The sequence below is a fragment of the Amycolatopsis sp. NPDC104775 genome, assembly GCF_055583325.1.
Map to the genome: position 1 here is coordinate 371,356 of NZ_JBVJOE010000001.1, position 21,688 is coordinate 393,043.

The 21,688-nt window shown below is 69.9% G+C and carries 12 protein-coding genes; 3 read left to right on the forward strand and 9 right to left on the reverse strand.

Annotation, left to right across the window (positions count from 1 at the left end; translation table 11 throughout):
• Window positions 1–9: 9 nt before the first annotated feature.
• From ACZ63D_RS01525 to ACZ63D_RS01540, 4 genes are all read right to left on the reverse strand, one after another.
• On the reverse strand, window positions 10–225 hold the full coding sequence (locus ACZ63D_RS01525) for a response regulator transcription factor (protein ID WP_465352327.1): 216 nt from the start codon (window positions 223–225) through the stop codon (window positions 10–12).
• Window positions 226–247: 22 nt separating this feature from the next.
• A complete protein-coding gene (locus ACZ63D_RS01530; protein WP_465352328.1) occupies window positions 248–3,139 on the reverse strand; it encodes an amino acid adenylation domain-containing protein in 2,892 nt (963 codons plus the stop codon).
• Between the two features lie 759 nt (window positions 3,140–3,898).
• On the reverse strand, window positions 3,899–10,138 hold the full coding sequence (locus ACZ63D_RS01535) for an amino acid adenylation domain-containing protein (protein ID WP_465352329.1): 6,240 nt from the start codon (window positions 10,136–10,138) through the stop codon (window positions 3,899–3,901).
• Window positions 10,139–10,184: 46 nt separating this feature from the next.
• Complete coding sequence (locus ACZ63D_RS01540) at window positions 10,185–10,388, reverse strand: MbtH family protein (RefSeq protein ID WP_465352330.1); 204 nt, start codon at window positions 10,386–10,388, stop codon at window positions 10,185–10,187.
• 148 nt (window positions 10,389–10,536) lie between these two features.
• Here ACZ63D_RS01540 and ACZ63D_RS01545 point away from each other — a divergent pair, with 148 nt between their 5' ends.
• A complete protein-coding gene (locus ACZ63D_RS01545) occupies window positions 10,537–13,641 on the forward strand; it encodes an amino acid adenylation domain-containing protein (protein ID WP_465352331.1) in 3,105 nt (1,034 codons plus the stop codon).
• A gap of 113 nt (window positions 13,642–13,754) precedes the next feature.
• Here ACZ63D_RS01545 and ACZ63D_RS01550 read toward each other — a convergent pair whose 3' ends face one another.
• On the reverse strand, window positions 13,755–15,578 hold the full coding sequence (locus ACZ63D_RS01550; protein WP_465352332.1) for an amino acid adenylation domain-containing protein: 1,824 nt from the start codon (window positions 15,576–15,578) through the stop codon (window positions 13,755–13,757).
• A gap of 206 nt (window positions 15,579–15,784) precedes the next feature.
• On the opposite strand from ACZ63D_RS01550, the gene ACZ63D_RS01555 reads away from it, so the two are divergent.
• Window positions 15,785–16,645 carry a sensor histidine kinase gene (locus tag ACZ63D_RS01555; protein ID WP_465352333.1) on the forward strand — a complete coding sequence of 287 codons (861 nt, stop codon included), beginning with the start codon at window positions 15,785–15,787 and terminating at the stop codon, window positions 16,643–16,645.
• Window positions 16,642–17,337, forward strand: coding sequence for a response regulator (locus ACZ63D_RS01560; protein WP_465352334.1), 696 nt, complete (start codon window positions 16,642–16,644; stop codon window positions 17,335–17,337). Before ACZ63D_RS01555 ends, ACZ63D_RS01560 begins: the two co-directional genes overlap by 4 nt.
• A gap of 12 nt (window positions 17,338–17,349) precedes the next feature.
• Here ACZ63D_RS01560 and ACZ63D_RS01565 read toward each other — a convergent pair whose 3' ends face one another.
• The 4 genes from ACZ63D_RS01565 to ACZ63D_RS01580 form a co-directional block, all read right to left on the reverse strand.
• On the reverse strand, window positions 17,350–18,111 hold the full coding sequence (locus tag ACZ63D_RS01565) for a hypothetical protein (RefSeq protein WP_465352335.1): 762 nt from the start codon (window positions 18,109–18,111) through the stop codon (window positions 17,350–17,352).
• The gene (locus tag ACZ63D_RS01570) at window positions 18,108–18,869 is read right to left on the reverse strand and encodes an ABC transporter permease (protein WP_465352336.1); all 762 of its coding nucleotides are present in this window, start codon (window positions 18,867–18,869) and stop codon (window positions 18,108–18,110) included. The genes ACZ63D_RS01565 and ACZ63D_RS01570 overlap by 4 nt, the downstream gene beginning before the upstream one ends.
• Window positions 18,869–19,576, reverse strand: a complete 708-nt coding sequence (locus ACZ63D_RS01575; protein ID WP_465352337.1) for an ABC transporter ATP-binding protein — start codon at window positions 19,574–19,576, stop codon at window positions 18,869–18,871. Before ACZ63D_RS01575 ends, ACZ63D_RS01570 begins: the two co-directional genes overlap by 1 nt.
• 134 nt (window positions 19,577–19,710) lie before the next feature.
• Window positions 19,711–21,378: an ABC transporter ATP-binding protein gene (locus tag ACZ63D_RS01580; RefSeq protein ID WP_465352338.1), complete on the reverse strand. Its 1,668-nt coding sequence runs from the start codon at window positions 21,376–21,378 to the stop codon at window positions 19,711–19,713.
• Between the last annotated feature and the right edge of the window lie 310 nt (window positions 21,379–21,688).

The window sequence follows — 21,688 nt, forward strand, 5'->3', positions numbered from 1 at the left end:
AGCGTTGCCCTAAATCAAGCCGTTCCGCACCGCGTAAGCCGCCGCGTGGGCCCGGTTCCGGACCCCCAGCCGGGCCATCAGGTCGTACAGCGCGTTCTTCACCGTGTGTTCCGACCAGCCGAGTTCGGCCGCGATCTCGCTGTTGCTGTAGCCCTCGGCGACGAGCCGGAGCACCCGCAGCTCGCGTTCGCCGAGCTGCGGCCGGTACCCAGCCTCGCCGTCCACCCGGCCAGTGTAGGAGATCCGTTCATCCCGGCAGTTCCGAACCGCGCGTGGCCGGAACCGCGGCAACCGTCCGCACCACCTGCGCGAACCGGTCGGCCATGGTTTTCGCCGCGGCTTCGGTGAACAGCGCCCGGTCGTAGTGCAGCGTCCCGGCCAGGCCGTCGGGATGCTCGCGAACCGTCACCAGCACGTCGAACGGATTCCCGCCCTGCCCGGCCCGCCACGGCTCCGCTTTGACACCGTCGAGCCGAAGCCGGTCCGCGAGCGACCCGAGCCACTGGAAACCCACCTGCGCCACCGGGTTCCGGCTCAAGTCGCGCGGCGGTCGCAGCGCCGCGACCACCTGGTCGAACGGGACGTCCTGATGCCGGAAACCGCCGAGCACCGCCTCCCGGACCGCGGCGAGCACCTCCGGATACGCCGGATCGCCCGCGACGCGCACCCGCAACGCGAGCGTGTTCACGAACAACCCGATCGCGTCCTCGGCCTCGACCGACGGCCGGTTGCCGGCGAAGGTGCCGACGACCAGGTCGTCCCGGCCCGTCGCCCGGCGCAGATCCAGAACGAACGCGGCGAGCAAAGCCATGAACCCCGTCGCGCCCGCCTCCGTCGCGACGGTTTCCAGTGCGCCGACGACCCGCCGAGGCACGGAGAACGCGACGGTGCCCTCCACCTGCGCCTGCCGAGCCGGCCGCGGGAGGCTGTCCGGAAGCTCGATCGCCGAGGGCGCGCCCGCCAAAGCCGACTTCCAGTAGGCAAGACCAGCCTCGTCCGGCACCGCGGCGGGCACGGCCGGCGCTGGCAGCGCGGATGTCCGCCCGGCGTAGCATTCGGCGAGGTCGCGCCAGAAGATCTCCATCGACGTGTCGTCGGCGACGATGTGGTGGATCACCGCAAGCAGCGTAAACCGGCCGGGCTCGCCGCGGATCACCGTGCACCGCAGCAACGGCCCGCGAGCCAGATCGAACGGCCGGTCCAGCTCCGCGTCGACGATCTCCTCCACCGGGCCGTCCACCACCGTCAACGGAACCTCGACTTCGGGAGAAACCACCAGCTCCGGTTCGCCGCGACAACTCCGGAACGTCGTCCGCAAGGCCTCGTGCCGCCGCACCACCTCCGCCAGCGCGCGTCGCAACGCCTCGACGTCCAGCTCTCCAACGCACCGGTAGGCCTCGTACATCGTGTAAGTCGACGACGGCCCTGACAGCTGGTCGAGAAACCACATCCGATGCTGCGCCGCCGAAATCCCGCTTTGTCCACTGTGGACCTTCGGGGCCGGTGCCGCCGCGACCGCCTCGGCCAGCTCCGCGACCGTCTGCGCGGTGAACACATCCGCAACCGATAGCTGACGCCCCGTGCGGCGAGACACCCGCGCGCAAATCCGGGTCGCCGCCAGCGAACGACCACCGAGTTCGAGGAACGGATCGTGCACCCCGACCGGACTGACCCCGAGCACCTCCGCCCAGACCTCGGCGATCGCCGCTTCCGTCGCGTTCCGCGGTCCGACGTACCCGACAGCCAGCGCGGGCCGGGAACCGTCGGGCGCGGGCAGAGCGTTGCGGTCGATTTTGCCGCTCGGCGTGAGCGGCAGCGCGGCCAGCGACATCCACACCGAAGGAAGCATCGGCTCCGGCAGGGTGGCCGCGAGATTCTCCCGCAACTCGGACGTCGAAGGTGTCGTGCCGTCGCGATACACGCAATACGCGACTAGCCGGTCGTCGTGCACCGCAGTGACCGCCGCGGCGACCGCCGGATGCGTGTGCAACGCCGCCTCGACCTCGCCGAGCTCGATCCGGTTGCCGTGGATCTTGACCTGATGGTCGAACCGGCCCAGGTACTCGAACGCGCCGTCCGCGCGCTGACGTGCGCGATCGCCGGTGCGGTACAGGCGTTCCCCCGGCGTCTCCGCGAACGGGTTGGGCACGAACTTCTCCGCGGTCAGCGACGGCCGGTTCAGGTAACCGCGCGCCAGCTGCACCCCGGCGATCGTCAGCTCTCCGTCGACGAGATGGATGCGAGTGTTCGCGATCGGATGGCCGATGGTGACGGTCTCCCCTGGCATGCACCGGGTCGCCGTGACATCCACTGAAGCCTCCGTCGGCCCGTAAAGATTATGCAGCTCGGCACCGATCACCTGGTGAAATCGTTCCGCCAGCTCGTCTGGGAGCGCCTCGCCGCTGCACAGCACCCTGCGCAGCGGCAGGGCCGGTACTGGTCCGGACAGGAACGCTCGCAGCATCGACGGCACGAAATGCGCTGTCGTGATCTCTTCCGCCACGAGCACGTCCGCCAGGTATCCCGGGTCGCGGTGACCTCCCGGCCGGGCCATCACGAGCGTCGCACCGACAGAGAGCGTCCAGAAAAACTCCCACACCGACACGTCAAAGCCGAACGGCGTCTTCTGCAACACCCGATCCTGAGGCGTCAGAACGTACTCATCCTGCATCCACCGCAACCGGTTCACAATCCCGCGATGCTCGATAACGACACCCTTGGGCCTGCCCGTCGACCCCGATGTATAGATCACATAGGCCGCGTTCTCCGGCCGCACCAGAATGTCCAGCGGCTCTGTCGGCTCGTCGAGCCCGGTCAGGTCGCCTGGCTCGACGACCACCTCAGCACCCGAATCCTCGACCATGAACCGCAGCCGATCCTCGGGGTACTCCGGATCCAACGGCAAATACGCCGCCCCGGCCTTGAGAATCCCGACCAGCGCGACCACCATCTCCAAACCGCGCTCCAGCCGAACCCCCACCACCGACTCCGGCCCCACCCCACGCGCCCGAAGCCAATGCGCCGCCTGATTCGACAACGCATCAAGCTCCACATAGGACACTTCACGCCCGTCGGCGACCACCGCGATTCCACCGGCGGCGATTCCTTCGGCCACCAAGTCCAGCAATGTCTCGCTCATCCGCCCTCGCTCACCGCCTCCTCGCGCAGGGGTTCCGGCGCAAGCTCCCGCTCATCGATCTCCGGAACCGCGAAGCTCGGCACCGTCGCACTCGTGCATCCCCGCTCACCGAACCGCACGCGGCTGGATCGTCACCCACGCAACCGTTTCCACGGACCGCCAGGGAAAACCAGCCACCGCCGTTCGGCTCTCGCGTCCTCGCTCGCCCACCGAAGGGCATGCGGCCGCCCCGTCATTCGCGCAACCGTCTCGCCGCGGAAAAAAGCCACCATCGCTCCGCTCTCGCCTGCCGAACCGCACGTGGCCGCGCCGCCGGTTCCGGCTCCAGCCGCGAAAACCAGTCACCGCCGTTCCACTCTCACCCGCCCAACCGCACGCGGCCGAACCGTCACCCACGCCGCCAGTTTCGGCTCCAGCCGCGGAAAACCTGCCCCCGCCACCGCACCACCAAGATCACCCGCCGCCAAAGCCAGCACCGTCCCGCTCATCCGCGCCCGTCCGGCAGCCGCGCTCCGCCAAACCCGCGCAACCGGCTCTCCGCCACACCACGGAAAACCAGTCGCCCCAGCAAATCCTCGCCATCAAGCCCGCGAAAACCCCGCCCACGGTCGAACCGTTGCGACGACGCGGGTTTCGACGCACGCCCCCGATCACCGACCTCCGCGATCACCACCCTCAGCACCATCCCGCTCAGCCCTCCCCGCTCAACCCCTCGCGCTCAAAACTCCCCGGCTCAACTCTCCCCCTCAATCTCCCCGCTCACCGAACCGCACGCGGCCGGATCGTCGCCCGTGCCACCGGCCCCGACGCGAGCCGCGGATACCCGGCCACCGCCGCGGCAAGAGTCTCCACCGTCGGGTGGTCGAACAACGCCCGCACCGGCACGTCGGCGTCCAGGGCCGCGCGCAAGCGCACCGAGATCCGGGTGGCGGCGACGGAATGTCCGCCGAGGTCGAAGAAATCGTCCAGCACGCTGATCCGGTCCGTGCCGAGCACTTCCGCCCACACGCCCGCCACCAGTTCCTCCACCGGACCGCGCGGGGCGACATACGGGCGCTCGCGCACCGCCGGGTCCGGTGCGGGCAGGGCGGCGCGGTCGAGTTTCCCGGCCGGGGTGCGCGGAAGTTCCGGCAGCAGGACGAAACCGCTCGGCACCAGGTAGTCCGGCAGCACCTCGGACAGTCCTTTCCGGACGTCCGCAATGGACAGTTCGGCCGCCGGGACGAGGTAGGCGGTCAGCTCCCATCCGTCCGCGGCGGGGGTCGGCCGGACCGCGGCGTCCCGGATCCGGGGGTCGGCTCGGAGCGCGGCCTCGACCTCGCCCGGTTCGACCCGGTGGCCGCGGACCTTCACCTGGTCGTCGGCCCGGCCGAGGATCTCCGCCGACCCGTCCGGCCGCCGTCGCGCCAGGTCGCCGGTGCGGTAGAGCCGTCCGCCGGGCCGGGGGCCGTGCGGGTCCGGCGCGAACCGTTCCGCGGTCAGGCCCGGGCGGCCAGCGTAGCCGCGGGCGAGGCCCGCACCGCCGATCCACACCTCGCCTACGACGCCGAGCGGGACCGGTTCCAGATCGTCGCCGAGCAGGTACACCTCGGTGTTGGCGACCGGCTCCCACGCGACGACGGCGTCTCCGTCGAGTGCGGCGACGGTCGACCAGATCGTCGTCTCAGTCGGGCCGTAGAGATCCCACAGCCGCGCCCCGCCCGCGGTGAGCCGCCGGGCCAGGTCGCCGGGCAGTTTCTCCCCGCCGGCGAACACCGTTGTCTCCGCTGGCGGAGTCCAGCCCGAATCGACCAGCAGCCGCAGGCCCGAGGGCGTCGCCTGGACTACCGACGGCGCGGCCCGGCCGATCAGCGCGGCCTGCCGCTGCGGATCGACGCACTCTTCCGCGGTCGCGAGGATCACCTGCCCGCCGGCCAGCAGCGGCAGGTACAGCTCCAGCGCGGAGATGTCGAACGAAACCGTGGTCAGCGCGAGCACCGAAGCACCCGGCGCGAGACCCGGCCGTTCCCGCATCGACAGCAGGAAATTCGCCAGCGCGCCGTGCCCGATCTGGACGCCCTTGGGCTGCCCGGTGGACCCGGACGTGTAGATGACATACGCGAGTTCATCGCCGTCAGGCCGGGGCACGGGAACGTCCGCCGGGCACGCCGAGATCGCCGCCGCGTCGCGGTCGAGCAGCACCGCGGCACAACCGGTCCCGGCCAGCAGCCCGGCCAGCGGTTCCTCGCTGAGCACCACCTCCACTCCTGAATCAGCCAGCACGTAACCGACTCGCTTCGCCGGATAGCGCGGATCGATCGGCAGGTACGCGGCACCCGCCCGATGCACGGCGAGCAGCGCGACGAGCAAGTCCGGACCGCGATCGAGCAGGACCCCCACCAAGGCCCCGCGCCGCACTCCTTGTTCGTTCAGATACCGCGCCAGCCTAGCGACCCGCACCGACAATTCCCGATAAGCGAGCGTCACCTCGCCGCACCGCAGCGCGGGCGCGTCCGGGTGCTCCGCCGCGGCAGCCGCGAACAACTCCGGCAGCATCCGGGCTGCCCGCTCCGTCCGCGGCGGATTCCGCAGCAGCGCCGCCCGATCCCCCGCGGGCAGCCCGCATCGGCGCGGATCGGAAGCAGGCTCGGCGACGATCCGCTCCAGCACGTGCCGGTACAACCGCGAGAGAAACTCCAGATGCGCGGCAGCGACCCGGTGCGTGAACGCCTCCAGCACAACCGCCCCGGGCACGGTCGAGACGGACAGGCCGAACTCGTTGGGGGTGCTGTCGGCGACCTCGGCGAGATCGACCCGCGCTTCGGTCAGCACGTGCATGTCCGTGTGGTTGAAGAAAACGTCCACGAGCGGAGCCTGCCCGCCCCACGCGGCCTGCATCGCGGGCAGCGGGAAATGCCGGTGCGGCCACATCGCGGTCTCCTCCGCGAACACCGCGCGAGCCAGCTCCGGCCAGTCCCGCGCGCCCGCCGGCACCGGGAACGGCACGGTATTCAGGAACATGCCGCGAACCTGATCGCCGCCCGCCCGCTCCAGCCTGCAGTTGGTCACCACACCGGTGTGGAACGGCCGGTCCTGCCCGGCGACCGTGCGCAGCACAGTGAGATGCGCGGCCAGCAGCAAGCTCTTCAACGGAACCCCGGCCGACGAAGCCACCGCACGCAACCGGGCCGTCAGATCGCCGAACGGAACCCGCACCGTGCGGTACACCCCGTCGTCCTCGCCCGCCCACCCTGGCGGCACGGCGAACCGCTCGGCCGCGCTCACCCGGCCCGTCCAGAACTCGCGGTCCACAGTGGACTCCAAGGATTCCCGCTCCCGGGCGACCGTGTCCGCGAACCGGACCGGCGGCGGCTCGACCGGCTCCGCGGCCCCGGCCCGGTAATCCTCGATCAGTTCGGCGACCAGCGAATTCTGGCTCCAGCCGTCGAGAATCGCGTGCACGTAACCGAAAGACAGCCGCCATTCGCGCTCGGCGAGCCAGTGGACGTGCAGCCGCAACGACGACGGACGGAGCAGGTCGAATCCGCGCGCCCGGTCTTCCGCCGGGTACTGCCGCACCCGCTCCGCCTGCTCGTCCGCGGGCAACCCCCGCAGATCGTCGCAGGTCACTTCCAGCTCAGCGGTCCGGTGCACCCGCTGCACCGGCGGGACCGCGGCGAAATCGATGGACGTACGCAGGATCTCGTGCCGCGCGACCAGCCGGTCCGCCGCCCGTTGCAACGCGTCCAGGTCGAGCTCTTCGTGCACCGGGTAGCCGAGATGGTTCAGGTACAACCCGCGGTCGGCTCCGGCGAGCATCTCGTGCACCATGCCCGCCTGCGCGAGCGACAGCGGATAAGCGTCGGTCACGTCGTCCGGCAACGCTTCTCGCTGACCCGCGGCAAGCTGCGCGAACGGCTCGACCACCTCGACCGCTGCCGCCGGACCACCCAGCCCGGCGGCGAAGTCGGCCACTCGCTGCCGCCGGAAGAGGTCCGCGACGCTCGCCTCGATTCCCTCCGCGTTCAGCAGCCCCACAGCACGGATGGCACGCAGAGAATCACCGCCCAGCGCGAAAAAGCTGTCCTCCGCCCCGACCCGGTCGACGCCGGTCGCGGCCGCGAACGCGCGGGCCACCGCGGCTTCCGCCGGGGTGCGCGGCGCGACGTAACCGTGGCTCGGGCGCGCACCGTCCGGCGCGGGCAAGGCGTTGCGATCGCTCTTGCCGCTGGCGGTCAACGGCAACGCGTCGAGCGCGAGCCACACCGACGGCAGCATCGGTTCCGGCAGCGTACGAGCCAGATGTGCGCGCAACGCGGCCGGATCCGGACTGCGGCCGGGCTCGGGCACGAAGTAGCCGACGAGCCGGTCGTCGTGCACCGCGGCCGCCGCCGCACGCAGGTCGGGATGGGTCAGCAGCGTCGTTTCGACCTCGCCGAGTTCGATCCGGTTGCCGTGGATCTTGACCTGGTGGTCGAGCCGCCCCCGGTACTCGATCCGGCCGTCGGCCAGCCTCCGGGCGAGGTCGCCGGTGCGGTACAGCCGTTCGCCAGGCCGCCGCGCGAACGGGCCCGGGACGAATTTCTCGGCGGTCAGCGATGGCCGGTTCAGGTAGCCGCGCGCCAGCTGCACCCCGGCGATCACCAGCTCGCCGGGCACGCCGACCGGCACCTCGCGCAATTCGGCGTCCACCACGAACACCCGGGTGTTCGCGATCGCGCGGCCGATCGTGACGGTCTCCCCCGGCAGGCACCGAGTCGCCGTGACGTCCACGGAGGCCTCCGTCGGCCCGTAGAGATTGTGCAACTCGGCGCCGATCACCTGGTGAAATCGTTCCGCCAGCTCGTCCGGGAGCGCCTCGCCGCTGCACAGCACCCGCCGCAGCGACGGCACCGGCCCGGACAGGAACGCCCGCAGCATCGACGGCACGAAATGCGCCGTGGTGATGCCCTCGGACATGACCTCGGCGAGATAAGCGGGATCGCGGTGACCGCCGGGCCGGGCCATCACGAGCGTCGCACCGACAGAGAGCGTCCAGAAAAACTCCCACACCGACACGTCAAACCCAAACGGCGTCTTCTGCAACACCCGATCCCGCGGCGTCAACCCGTACTCGTCCTGCATCCACCGCAACCGATTCACAATCCCACGATGCTCGACCACCACACCCTTCGGCCTGCCCGTCGACCCCGACGTATAAATCACATATGCCGCATTCTCCGGCCGCACCTCGACATCCACCGGATGCCGCGGTCTGTCGAGAGCCGTGAGATCACCCGGCTCAATCACCACCTCAGCACCGGAATCCTCGACCATGAACCACAGCCGATCCTCCGGATAATCCGGATCCAACGGCAAATACGCCGCCCCCGCCTTGAGAATCCCGACGAGCGCGACGACCATCTCCAAACCGCGCTCCAGCCGAACCCCCACCACCGACTCCGGCCCCACCCCACGCGCCCGAAGCCAATGCGCCGCCTGATTCGACAACGCATCAAGCTCCACATAAGACACTTCACGCCCATCGGCGACCACCGCGATTCCACCAGCAGCGACGCCCTCGGCGAGAAGCGACAGCAATGTCCCAGTCTTGAAAGGGACGTCAGTTTCATTCCACTGCGCCAGCTCAGCGTTTTCGGCAGCGCTCAGCCAGGGCAACTCCGCCAGCCGCGCATCGGGATTCTCGACGATCCCGCGCAGCAGCTCGGTGAAATGCCCGCCGATCCTCGCGACCGTAGACCGGTCGAACAACGCGACCGGATACTCCAGCACACCGTCCAGACTGCCGTCGGGCCGCTCGGTCAATTCCAGTGTCAGCTCGAATTTCGCACTGTGCCAAGGAGAATGGATCTGCGAGCCGTGCAGTCCGGCCGCCTCGAACCCGGCGTCAGCGGTGTTCTGCAGCACCAGCATGGCTTGGAAGAGCGGATTGCGGGACAGATCGCGCTCCGGGGCGAGTTCCTCGGCCAGCCGCTCGAAAGGCGCGTCCTGGTGGGAATACGCGTCGAGGGTGTCGCGCCGGACTCCGTCGAGGAATTCGCTGAACGGCTGCGAACCGTCCACCTCGGCCCGCAGCACCAACGTATTCAGGAAAAGCCCGATCAAATCCTGCGCCTCGGCCCGCGTGCGCCCGGCGACCGGCGTGCCCACCGTGACGTCCGCCTGTCCCGAATACCGGCTCAGCAGAATCTGATACGCCGCCAGCAGCACCATGAACGTGGTCGCCCGACGCTCCCGGCCAAGGGCCGCGACCGCAGCCCCGAGTCCGGCGTCCACCGTGAACCGAAGGATGTCCCCGCGCGGATCGTGCACCGGCGGGCGCGGACGATCCGTCGGGAGAGACAACGGCACCACCCCGTCTAGGCGACGCCGCCAGAACTCGACCTGTTTCGCGACCTTCTCGCCAGTCGCCTGTTTCCTCTGCCAGGAAGCGAAATCCGCATACTGAACCCGCAGTTCCGGCAAAGTGTCCCCGCGATACAGCGCTTCGAGTTCCCGCGCGACCACCGACGTCGACCACCCGTCGTACGCGATGTGGTGCACGACGAGCAGCAGCACGTGCTCGGTCTCCGACTGCCGCAAGACCCGCACCCGCAGCGGCCGGTCCCGAGCCAGATCGAACGGCACCGAGGCCACGTCCCGGGTAACTGCCTCGACTTCCTCGACCGCGACATCGAGAACAGTCAGATCAACCCCTGGCTCGCCGACATGTTGTTCCGGCACCCCGTCGCGTTCGCCGTAAGTGGTGCGCAGGATCTCGTGGCGCTCCACGATCTTCTGCCAGCACGCCCGCAACCGCTCGACGTCGAGCAGGCCGTGCAACCGCCACGCCGCGGTCACCACGTACTCGGTGCCGCCGGGCCGGAGCCGGTCCAGCACCCAAACCCGCTGCTGCGCCGGGGAAAGCGGCAGCGGACGGCTGCGATCGGCCCGCATCGCGGCCGCCGGGCGGGCCGGGGCTGGGGCTGGAGCCAGGTAGCGCTCCAGCAGCTCGTCGCGCCGGGACTGTTCGGTGGTCATCGCTCCCCCTGCGGGTCGATCGGCGAGACTGGTCGGCGAGCGGCCCCTAGGCCGAGGCGCGCATCCGGTCGCGCAGGCTCTTCGGGCGCATGTCGGTCCACACCTCGTCGATGTGGTCGAGGCACTCCTGTTTCGGGCCGCGTTTGCCCTCGTACCGCCAGCCCGCCGGCAGTTCGCGATCGACCAGCCAGATCGAGTACTGCTCTTCGTCGTTGAGCACGACGTCGTAGGTGCGTTCGTCCTCGCTCATCCGGTCCTCCTCCGCGCGCCGGGCACACCCGTCCCGTCGCGAGCCGAGCCTTCCCGCGCGGGCGGCGGCGCGACAGAGAAGAACGCGCAGCAACGCACGCACCGTCCCGCCTCTGTGCGGCTCGGGACGCAACCGCCACCCTGACGCCATGACCATGCCCGGCGACCTGCCGCTGTCCTTCTCGCAGGAAAGACTGTGGTTCCTCGACGCGTTGCGGCCCGGCGGGACCGAATACCTCCTGCCGCTGACCCTCCGGGTGCGCGGCAAGCTGGACGTCCCCGCGCTGAGCCGTTCGCTCGACGCGTTCGTCGCTCGGCACGAGGTGCTGCGGACGCGGTACCGCAGCCGCGAAGGCGTGCCGGTCCAGGTGGTCGGGAAACCGCAGCCGGTGCCGCTGCCGATCGAGGGCGTCACGGAAGACGAGCTGGCCACCGTCGTCGCGGCGGAGCTGACCGTGCCCTTCGACCTCGCGACCGACTTGCCGCTGCGGGCCCGGCTGCTCCGCCTCGACGCCCGCGAGCACGTCCTGCTGATCGTCGTGCACCACATCGCGTTCGACGGCGCGTCCTGGGACGTCCTCGCCGCCGAACTCGCCGAGCTGTACCGCGCGTTCCACGCCGGAACCCTGCCCGAGCTGCCCGCCTTGCCGGTCCAGTACGCCGATTTCGCGCTCTGGCAACGGGAAGACGCCGAAACCCGCCTCGCCGGCCAGCTCGCCTACTGGCGCGAACGGCTGACCGGGCTGGCCCCGCTGGAACTGCCGACGGACCGCCCCCGCGGCCCGGTGTGGAATCCAGCCGGTGCTTCCGTGCGGATCGAGGTCTCTGCCGCGCTCGCGGAGCGGCTGACCGCGCTCGGCCGCTCGCGCCGGGCAACGCCGTTCATGGTCCTGCTGGCCGCCTACCAGGTGTTTCTCGCCCGGCACACCGGCGGCACCGACATCGCCGTCGGCTGCCCGGTCGCCGGGCGCACCCCCGCCGAGGTCGAGGGCCTGGCCGGATTCTTCGTCAACACCCTCGTGCTGCGGGCCGATCTCGGCGGCGACCCGGCCTTCACGGCCTTCCTCGACCAGGTCGCCGGGACCGCGCTGGACGCCTTCGGCAACCAGGACGTCCCGTTCGACTGGCTCGTCGGCGAATTCGAACCGGATCGGGACCTTTCCCGCAATCCGCTGGTGCAAGCGTTTTTCGGGCTGTACGAGGTGCCCGAACGGCGATTCCGGCTGCCCGGCCTCGACGTCGAAGAGTCCGATGTGGACTGGACAGCCGCGTCGTTCGATCTCGGGCTGCACTTCGAACACCGTCCGGACGGCTCGCTGACCGGCACCCTCACCTACCCGACCGCACTGTTCGAGCCCGCCACCGCGCACCGGCTGGCCGCCCGCTTCCAGCGCCTGCTGGAAAGCATCGCCGACGACCCGGCGCAGCGGCTCAGCGCACTGGACCTGACCCCGGCCGCGGAACTCGCCCTGCTGTCCGGCTGGGCCCGGACACCCGGCAGCGAGGTGACCCCCGGCTGCTTCCCCGACCTGTTCGCCCAGCGAGCAGCCGAAACCCCGGACCGCCTCGCCATCCTTTGCGGCGGCCGGGAACTCACCTACGCCCAGCTCGACGCGGCGGCCAACCGGCTCGCCCGGCACCTGCGCGCGAACGGGCTCGGCCCGGAGGCAACCGTCGGCGTCTGCCTCGAACGAAGCGTCGACGCCGTAGTCGCTCTGGTCGGCGTCCTGAAATCCGGCGCGGCGTATGTCCCGTTCGACCCGGCCAATCCGCCCGACCGGCTCGCCTATCTCGTTGAGGACGCCCGCGCCGCCGCAGTCGTCACCGAGGAACGCTACGCCGGGTTGTTCGCCGACACCGGCTGTCCGGTCGTCTCCCTCGACCAAACTACTGAGTCTTCTTCGGACAGTCCCGATTGGACTGTCGATCCAGACAAACTCGCTTACGTCATCTATACTTCCGGCTCGACCGGGCGTCCGAAAGGCGTGCAGATCCAGCACGGTTCCTACGCCGAACACGCGCAGGTCATCGCCCGGGAGTACGGGATCACCGCGGCCGACCGGGTGCTTTCGCTCGCTTCGCTGGCCTTCGACGGTTCACTGGAGCAGATCGGCGCGCCGCTGCTCGCCGGAGCGTCCGTGGTGCTGAGCGATCCGTTGTTCTGGGAGCCGGAGGAACTCGCCGACCAGCTCGGGCGGCACCGGATCACCAGCGTCAACCTCACCCCGGCCTACTACCGCGAACTGCTGAACGTGCTCACGCCGGGCGATCCGCGAGCCGCCCACCTGACCATGGTGAACGTCGGCGCGGACGTCGTGACCACCGAGGACGCCCGGCGCTGGCGCGAACTGGGCTTGCCCGGCCGTTTCCTGGCCTGCTACGGCCCGACCGAAGCGACGATCTCGAGCATGCTGCAATGGGCCGACGACGCCGATCTCGACGCCCCGAGCCTGCCGATCGGCCGCCCGGTGGCCGCGACCAGCGCGTACGTGCTCGACTCCGCCGGACACCCGGCTCCCGTCGGCGTACCCGGCGAGCTGCACCTCGGCGGCCTGCGCGTCGCCCGGGGCTACCTCCGCCGCCCCGGGCTGACCGCGGACAAGTTCGTGCCGGACCCGTACTCGACCGGAGCGCGGCTGTACCGCACCGGCGACCTCGCCCGTTTCCGCTCGGACGGGACGGTCGAATTCCTCGGGAGACTCGACCGGCAGGTGAAGATCCGCGGTTTCCGGATCGAACTCGGCGAGATCGAAGCCGCTCTCGACGCCCATCCGGCGGTGCGCGCCGTCGCGGTCGTGGTGAAGGACCTGCCGGAGCGGACGTTGGTCGCATATGTCGTCGGAGCTTCGGGCGAACCGGACTTCGCCGCGCTGCGGACGAACCTGCGCTCGCAGCTGCCGGACTACCTGGTCCCGGCGCACTGGGTCGCGCTGGACGCTCTGCCGCTGACGCCGAGCAAGAAGGTGGACCGCGCCGCGCTGCCGGATCCCTCGGCCGAAAACGCGGTACGCGCCGAACCGGTCGCCCAGCCGTCGTCCGCGGCGGAGCGCGCGCTAGCCGACATCTGGCGGGAAGTGCTGCGAGTGGAGGAAATCAGCGTCCACGACGATTTCTTCCGCATCGGCGGGCATTCCCTGCTGGCCACCCGGGTGCTCGCGCGGATCCGGAAGAAGCTCGGGGTCCGGGTCTCGCTGCGGGACCTCTTCGCCGCCCGGACGGTCGCGGAACTGGCCGCGGTCATCGAACAGGCCTGAACCGGCCGCTAGGCGCTTTTCTGAGGTCGATCTCGGCTTGCAGCTCGCGCGCGAACCGTGCTTGTCCGCGCGGTCGCGGCGCCCGGCTGGCTCGAACCAGCCGGGCGCCAGCGTCACCCCAGTGCGTGCTCGACGTCCACATCGGACAGTGCCGCCACATGCTCCGCCACCGCCCGGTGCACCTCGGCCGCCAGCAGCTCCACCGTCGACGCCTCGAACACCGTGCTCACCGGCAGCTCCACCGGGAACCGCTCCCCCAGCAACGCCGCCACCCGGGTCGCCAGCAGCGAATGCCCGCCCAGGTCGGCGAAGAAATCGTCGTGCACGCCCACGCTTCCGAGGTCCAGCAGCTCCCGCCACACCTCCGCGACAGCCTCCTCGACCGGCGTCCGCGGCGCGACGAACTCCCGCGTCGGCCCGGCTTCCTCCGGCTCGGGCAAGGCCGCCCGATCCACCTTGCCGTTGGGCGTGATCGGCAGCTCGTCGGGCCAGGACCACAGCGAGGGCACCGCATGCGCGGGCAGCCGGGCGAGCAGGTACTCCCGCAACTCGGCCGCAGCGGGCCGGGCAGCCACCACGTGCGCCGCGAGCACCCGGTCGCCGCTGTCGCGTTCATACGGCACCACCACGGCCGACCGCACGAGCGGATGCGCCGCGAGCGCCGCCTCCACCTCGCCCGGCTCCACGCGGAAACCGCGGATCTTGACCTGCTGGTCGAGCCGTCCGAAGAAGGCGAACGTCCCGTCCGGCCGGAGCGCGACCTCGTCGCCGGTGCGGTAAAGCCGTCCGCCGCCGCCAGCCGGGTCGGGGACGAAGCGCTCCGCGGTCAGCGCTGGGCGACGGAAATAGCCGCGCGCGACCCCGGGACCGCCGAGCAGCAACTCGCCCCGTTCACCAGGCTCGACCGGAATGCCATCGGCATCGGCGACGAACGCGTGCGTGTTCGCGATCGGCTTGCCGACGGGAATCGGTCCGGCGGTGTCGGCGACCGTCATTCCCCGGTGCACGCAAGCGAAAGTGGTGCACTCGGTCGGGCCGTAGCCGTTGCTCATCTCGGCCCCGAGTTCCTCGATCACCCGCCGCGCCTGAGCCGGCGGAACGACGTCACCGCCCGCGATGACGTGCCGCACCCCCGCGAGCGCGGCGACCCGGTCGTCGACCACGTGCCCGAACAAGCCGGAACTGAGCCACACCGTGGTCACCCCGAATCGGCGCACCGCCTCCTCGATCGACGCCGCGGTCGGCACTCCCGGCGGCAGGACCGCCAACGTGGCGCCGGTGGCGAGCGCGCCCCACAGCTCGAACGTCGAGACATCGAAGCACAACGACGTCAGCAGCAAAAACACTTCTCCCGCACCGAAATCGGCGAATCCGGAGCCGTGCACGAGCCGGACCACCCCGCGGTGCGTCACCTGCACGCCCTTCGGCAGGCCGGTCGAGCCGGAGGTGTACATCTGGTAGATCAGGTTGTCCGGCACCACGTTCGTCTCCGGCGGCGTGTCCGGCCACCCGCTGAGGTCGGCTTCGTCGGCGAGCACGACCGTCGGCGCGGCCTGGACCCGATCCGCCAGCGCCCGTTCGGCGACCGCGACCGTCGCGCCGGAATCGCCGAGCATGAACGCGAGCCGCTCGGGCGGATACCCCGGGTCGAGCGGGACGTAATAGCCGCCCGCCTTGAGGATTCCGAGCATCGCGACCGGCAGGGCCGTCCCGCGCTCCAGGCACAACGCGACCGGCGTCTCCGGCCCGATCCCCCGCGCCCGCAGCAAGTGCGCGAACCGGTTGGCGCGCCGATCCAGCTCGCCGTAGTCCAGCCGTTCGTCGCCGTACCGCACGGCCGTCGCTCCTGGCGCCGCGGCGGCGTGCCGGGCGAACAGCTCGTGCACGCACAATTCGGGCAGCGGCACGTCCGGGCCGCGCTCAGGCTGCATGGTCATGAAGGCGTCCTCCCGCGTCGAACGGTTCCGACTGGAGCATGACCAGGGGTTTGCGCGGGGGCCAGAGACGAACGCGCAGACATCCCGGCTGTCCCGGGGTACGAGCCACAAGCCTCCCGGCTCCGCCGCGCGCACCGAAACCTCGGTGCGTTCATCGACGAACACGATCAGTCCAGGCCCGCTACTGTGGGATTACCATGACAACGATGACCCGGCCGGACCGTCCGCGGTGGCGACTGCGGACCTGGCTGTTCGCCAGCACCGTAATCGCTGTGCTCGCCGCTGTCCTCTTGGCGGCCGGATCGAATGGTCCCGCCTCTGTCGTCGTGCCGCTCACCGTGGCGGTGGCCGCGATCGGGGTAACGGTGTGGACGGTGTTCCGTGCCCGCGTTCGCCGTCTTCACTACGAAGCACAGCTGACGTCCTGGGCGGCCGACGAGTCCGCACACCACGAGCGGCTGCGAATCGCCAGGGAGCTGCACGACATCGTGTCGCACGGGCTCTGCATGATCACGCTCCGGGCCGCCGCGGCGCAGCGAGTGCGCGGAGCCGCCCGAGAAGCGGAACGCGACCAGGCACTCGCCGACATCGAGCAGGCCAGCAGAAACGCGGTCGCCGAACTCCGGCGCATGCTCGCCGTGCTCCGCGAGGGCGAACAGGCCGCCGCCCCGCTGAGGCCGGTGGAAAGCCTGGCTGATCTTCCAGCGATCGTCGACACCGCCCGCGCTGCCGGACTCGACCCGCACCTGGAAATCGACGACCTCGGCGACGTCTCCGAGGGCGCGCAGGCCGCCGCGTGCGCCATCGTCCGTGAGGCCATCGCCAATGCGTCGCGTTACGCGGGACCGACCGGCATCCGGGTCGCTCTGCGGCGCGACGGCGAGACAGTCGTCGTCGACGTCCACGACGACGGACCCCGGGGTCTCTGGCAGCCCAGCCGCGGTGCCGGTCACGGCCTGGCGGGCCTGCGGGAACGAGTCGACGCTCTCGACGGCGTCCTCGTCGCGGCTCGGGAAGGCGCCGGATTTCGCGTCACCGCACGGATTCCCGACGGAGGACCGCGGTGACCACCCCGCCCCTGACCGGCAACGACGACTCCGCGCCGATCCGCGTGCTGCTCGTCGACGACCAGCACCTCCTCCGGCACAGCCTTGCCGTCGTCATCGACACGGCACCTGGGATGACCGTCGTGGGCCAGGTCGAGGACGGGACAGAAGCGCTCTCGATGGCACGGCTGCTGCGTCCGGATGTCGTGCTGATGGATATCCGGATGCCAGGCCAGGACGGCATCGTCACCACTCGCGAAATCACCTCGTGCGCGGAATTGGCCGCGACCAAGGTTCTCGTGCTGAGCGTCTTCGAACTCGACGAGTACCTTTACGGCGCCCTTCGCGCCGGAGCGAGCGGATTCCTGCTCAAAGACAGCAAGCCGGACGACCTCGTCGAGGCCATCCGCCGCACGCACGCCGGCGAATCCCTTTTCGCGCCGACGTTTCTCAAACAGCTCATGGAGCACTACATCACGACGCCCCGCCGGTCGGCCAAGGCGCCGCCGAGCGGCTTGACCCAGCGCGAGGTCGAGATCCTCGCCCTGGTAGGCAAAGGACTGTCCAACACCGAAATCGCCGACGTGCTGGTGATCTCTGTCAAAACGGTGAAAACGCACATCAGCAGGCTGTTGAGCAAGTTGTCCGCTCGCGACCGGGCTCAGCTCGTCATCGCGGCCTACGACGCCGGACTGGTCCTTCCCGCCCGCTGAGCTCGCGCGGTTTCACGCGTCACGCCGCCGGAACCACGCAGCGGAAACCGCCACCGCGAAAACCACCCAGGCGAGAACGACCACCGCTCCGGCGAGGGTGCTCAGCGCTCCGTCTCGACCCGCGCCGCTCTGGAACCACATGCTGTACCCCGCGGTGTCGGGCAGGTAGGTCGCCACCGCCAGCCGGTCGCGCAGGAGCGGGCCGGCAATGAAGTAATAGACCAGCAGACCCGCCAGCGCGGGAATGCTGCGGCGGACAATGGTGGCCGCCGCGGCGGAAATCACCGCCGTGAGCGTCAGATAGGCACTGGCGCCGGCGACGGCGGCCAGCGCGTCCGCGACCCGGGGCGCGGACCCGCTTGGCCCTAGTGTCACTCCGGCTGCGAGGAGGCCCGCGACGACGGTCGCCAACGCGGAAGGCACTGCCAGGAAAACAAGGGCCGCTATCTTCGCCAAGTGCTGCACGACGCGCCTCGGCATCGCCACGAGCGTGACGTGAATCTGGCCGCCTTGGTATTCGGAGGTCGCGGTCACCACGCCGAGAACGATGAACCCCGCCTGGGCGTAGCCGACCGGCGCGAGGCCGATGTCAAGCTCCGCGGCGGTGCCGGTGTTCCCCTGCCTCCCCGCGGCGGCGAACGCGATCGCGAGTACGACCGAAGCGGCGAAGGTACCGGCAACGGCCAAGAAGGCCGCGGGCAAGCTGGTGAGTTTCACCGTTTCCGCGCGGACCGCCCGCCGAACCTCGCGACCCCGAAAAGTGGTGGCCGTCATGCGTCCCTCCGCTGGAACACCAGGAATCCGCCGGCCAGGAGGGCTGCAACCCAGACGGCCATGACAATGCCTCCGGCCAGGGGAGGCAACCGCACCGGCAACTGCACCTGCGTGATGAACATGCGCATCCCGGCCATGTCCGGAAGGAAAGCCGCCAGCGAAGTGATCTTCGTGAGCAAGAACGTCACCGTGACCACCGAGGTGTTCAAAATCAGCACGGCAAGCGGCAGAATCCCATTCCGCGTCAGCAAAGCGATGCCGAAGGCGAGCAAGGAAGTGAGCACCCAGTAGACGACGACGCCCAGCATCCTGGTGACGCCGGCTCCGCTGAAAACGTCCACGTGGCCGGGCAAGAGCGCCTGAACACACCCCATGGTGATCGCTGTAGCCGCCGCGGACAGCAGCGCCACCGCAGTCGTTACGGCAGCTGTCTTCGCGATCAGGAACCGCCATCGCGACGGCACGGCGACAAGGCTCGTGGCGATCTGGCGCCCGCCTCCCGCGTCAGCGCCCTCAGTGAAGTACTCGCTGCTCGCCGCGACCACTCCCAGGATGATCGCACCGACCACTCCGAAGGCCAGTTCCTGGAAGCCGACGTCGCTTCCCGCGCTCGTCTTCGCCCCGCTGGCGATCGCGTCCATCGCGGATTTCGCCGTGAAGCAGGCGATGCCGGCCGGAACCGCCAATCCGACCGCCAGCGCGGCCCACACCGCCGGAAGCGAGGCGAGCTTGCCGAGTTCGGCTCGATACGCCCTCATCACGCGCGCCCCCGGGATTTCCCGGTCAGAGCGAAGAAAGCTTCTTCCAGGCTGCGGTCGCCGGCGATCTCGGCGAGAGTCCCCAGCGCCACGATCCGGCCGTGGTCGATGATCACCACGTCGTCGACTATTTCCGACAGCTCTCCCATGAGATGGCTCGACAACAGCACGGCGCTGCCCGCCGCGGCACGCTCGCGCAGGAATTCCCGGATCCAGCGGATGCCTTCCGGATCCAGCCCGTTGACCGGTTCGTCGAGCACCAGCGCCTCCGGGTCGCCGAGCAGAGCCGCCGCCAGCCCGAGCCGGCGTCCCATCCCCAGCGAATAGCCGCCGACCCGCTTGCCGGCCGCCTGGGAGAGACCGACCTCCGCCAAGACCTCGTCCACGCGCTCCCGCCGGATGCCGCCGGAGGCCGCCACCCATTTCAGATGCGCCCGGCCGGTCCGCGACCGGTGCGCCCCGGAACCGTCCAGCACCGCGCCGACCTTCGCCAGCGGATCGCGCAGCCGCGCGAACGGGACGCCGTCGACCAGCGCGGTTCCCGAGGTCGGGTGGTCGAGTCCCAGCAGAATCCGCAGCGTCGACGACTTCCCGGCGCCGTTCGGGCCCAGAAAGCCGGTCACCCTCCCCGCGCGGGCTTCGAAACTCACGTCGTCGAGGATCAGCGCGGATCCGCGTTTCTTGACGAGCCGGTCCAGCTTCAGCATCAGGTTCTGTCCCCCCTCGGCCCTCGAGCCTGTCCCGGCCAGTGAACTCCGCCGGACCGGCCGCGCGCGTCGGGCCCAGGACTGAATCCGCTCCCGCGGCGTCGGACCTGGGTCCTACTCCCGTTCCCCTGCCGTCAGCTGATCAGCTGGTGGCGAGCGAGTTCGCGGTACAGCTCGCACTCGGCGAGCAGAACGTCGTGCGAACCGCGCGCCACGATCTCCCCCTCGTCGAAGACCAGGATCAGATCCGAGTCGACGACGGTGGAAAGGCGGTGCGCGACCACGAGCATCGTGCACCCGTCGGCCACGCTGCGGACGGCGTCCCTGGCCAGCATCTCGTTGCGACCGTCGAGATTCGACGTCGATTCGTCCAGCAGCAGCAGTTTCGGCCGCGCCAGCAGCGCCCGCGAGATGGCCAAGCGCTGTCGTTCCCCGCCGGAGAGCAGGACCCCGGACTCGCCGATCTCGCTGCCGAGCCCGCCGGATCGCTCGACGAGGTCGGCGAGGCTCACCGAGGCAAGCGCTTCCCAGCACTCGGCATCGGTCGCGTTGGGCGCCGAGATCGTCAGGTTGTCCTTGACAGTGCCCGCCAGCGCGGGAGCGTCCTGCTCGACGTAGGCGACTCCGGCGCGGACCTGGTCCGCCGGGACCTGCTGCACGTCGGTCCCGTCGACGACCACGACGCCCGAGTCGGGGTGGTAGAACCCCACGATGAGGTTGAGGGTCGTGGTCTTGCCCGCTCCGGACGGACCGACGAGCGCCACCTTGGAACCTCGTTCGACCTCGAAGGAAACTCCTTTCAGCGCCGCGCTCCGGCCCGTCTCTTCTCCGTGCGGGTCGTAGTCGAAGCGCACGTCGTGGAACGAAACCGCATTGCGTTCCCCGCCGAGCGCGACCGCCGGGCCCGCGGCCTTGCTCCGCCGGACCTCGTCTTCGGAGGGAAGGGCCCGGATTTCCTGGATGCGATCGAGCGCGCCGAGCGCCGAGCCGAAGGTGCCGATCGCGGCGAAGATCTGCGCGAGCGGCGCGACGAGCAGGAAGACGAACATCAGGAAGGAAACGAGGTCTTGCACCGGCAAGCGCCCGGACGCCACCCGATAGCCGCCCACCCCGAGAACTGTGATCAAGGCGGCCTGCATGGCGAGCACCGACATCGGTTCGATCACCGCGGAGGCCTTCGCCAGGCGCACGCCGGCCCGCCACGACGCCTTCGCGTGGCCCTGAATCGCGGTTTCTTCCCGGCCTACGGCATTGCCGGCGCGCAAGGTCCTGATGCCGCGCACGGCACGGTCGACGGCCGAGGTGAGGGCGCCGACCCGCACCTGGACTTCTTGGCTTGCCCGGCGGACCCGTCCGGCCAGCAGCGCGGTGGCGACCGCGAACACCGACACGATCAGCACAGTGAGACCGAGCAGCAGCGGATCGAGGTACACCAGCGCTCCGAGCGCCCCGAGCATCGTGATCACACCGCCCGCCCCGGCGAGCACCCCCTGCGACAGCGCCAGCCGCAGCACGGTCGTGTCGCTGCTCACCCGCGAAACCAGATCGCCCGCTCGCCTGCGGTCGAATTCGACGATGGGAAGCCACAACAGAGCGGACACCAGCGACCCGCGTGCCGAGAGCACGACTCCCTCGCCCATGCGCTGCAACAGGTATTGCTGCACGGACATGGCGATGGCCGCCGAGACGAACAGCGCGCACCCCGCCAGCACCAGCGCCACGACCGGCTCCCCCCGCTGAACCGCCCCGATGATCCCGTTCACCACCACTGGCTGCGCGAGCGAGACGACTGCGGCAAACACACTGAAAGCGGCGGCAGGCACAAGTATTCGGCGTTGTTCTCGCGCGAGATTCACGAAGACTCTCAAAGGACGCATCCTGCTGTCTCCCCCGTCCATCCGCACACCCCCGGTTCAGAACTTCGGTTCCCAGGCCCACGCTACACATTTTCTGGCACCCCATCCAACTGTCGTGCTATGTTCGTTCTGGGGAGGGCGCGACTGGGGAGTTCGCCACGGGGATCAAGAACCATATTTGATTGACGTACGATCCTGCCTATTCGTCCGTCCCTTGTTGTCAGTGCACATTTCCTGTGCATTTCACGATGAGAGG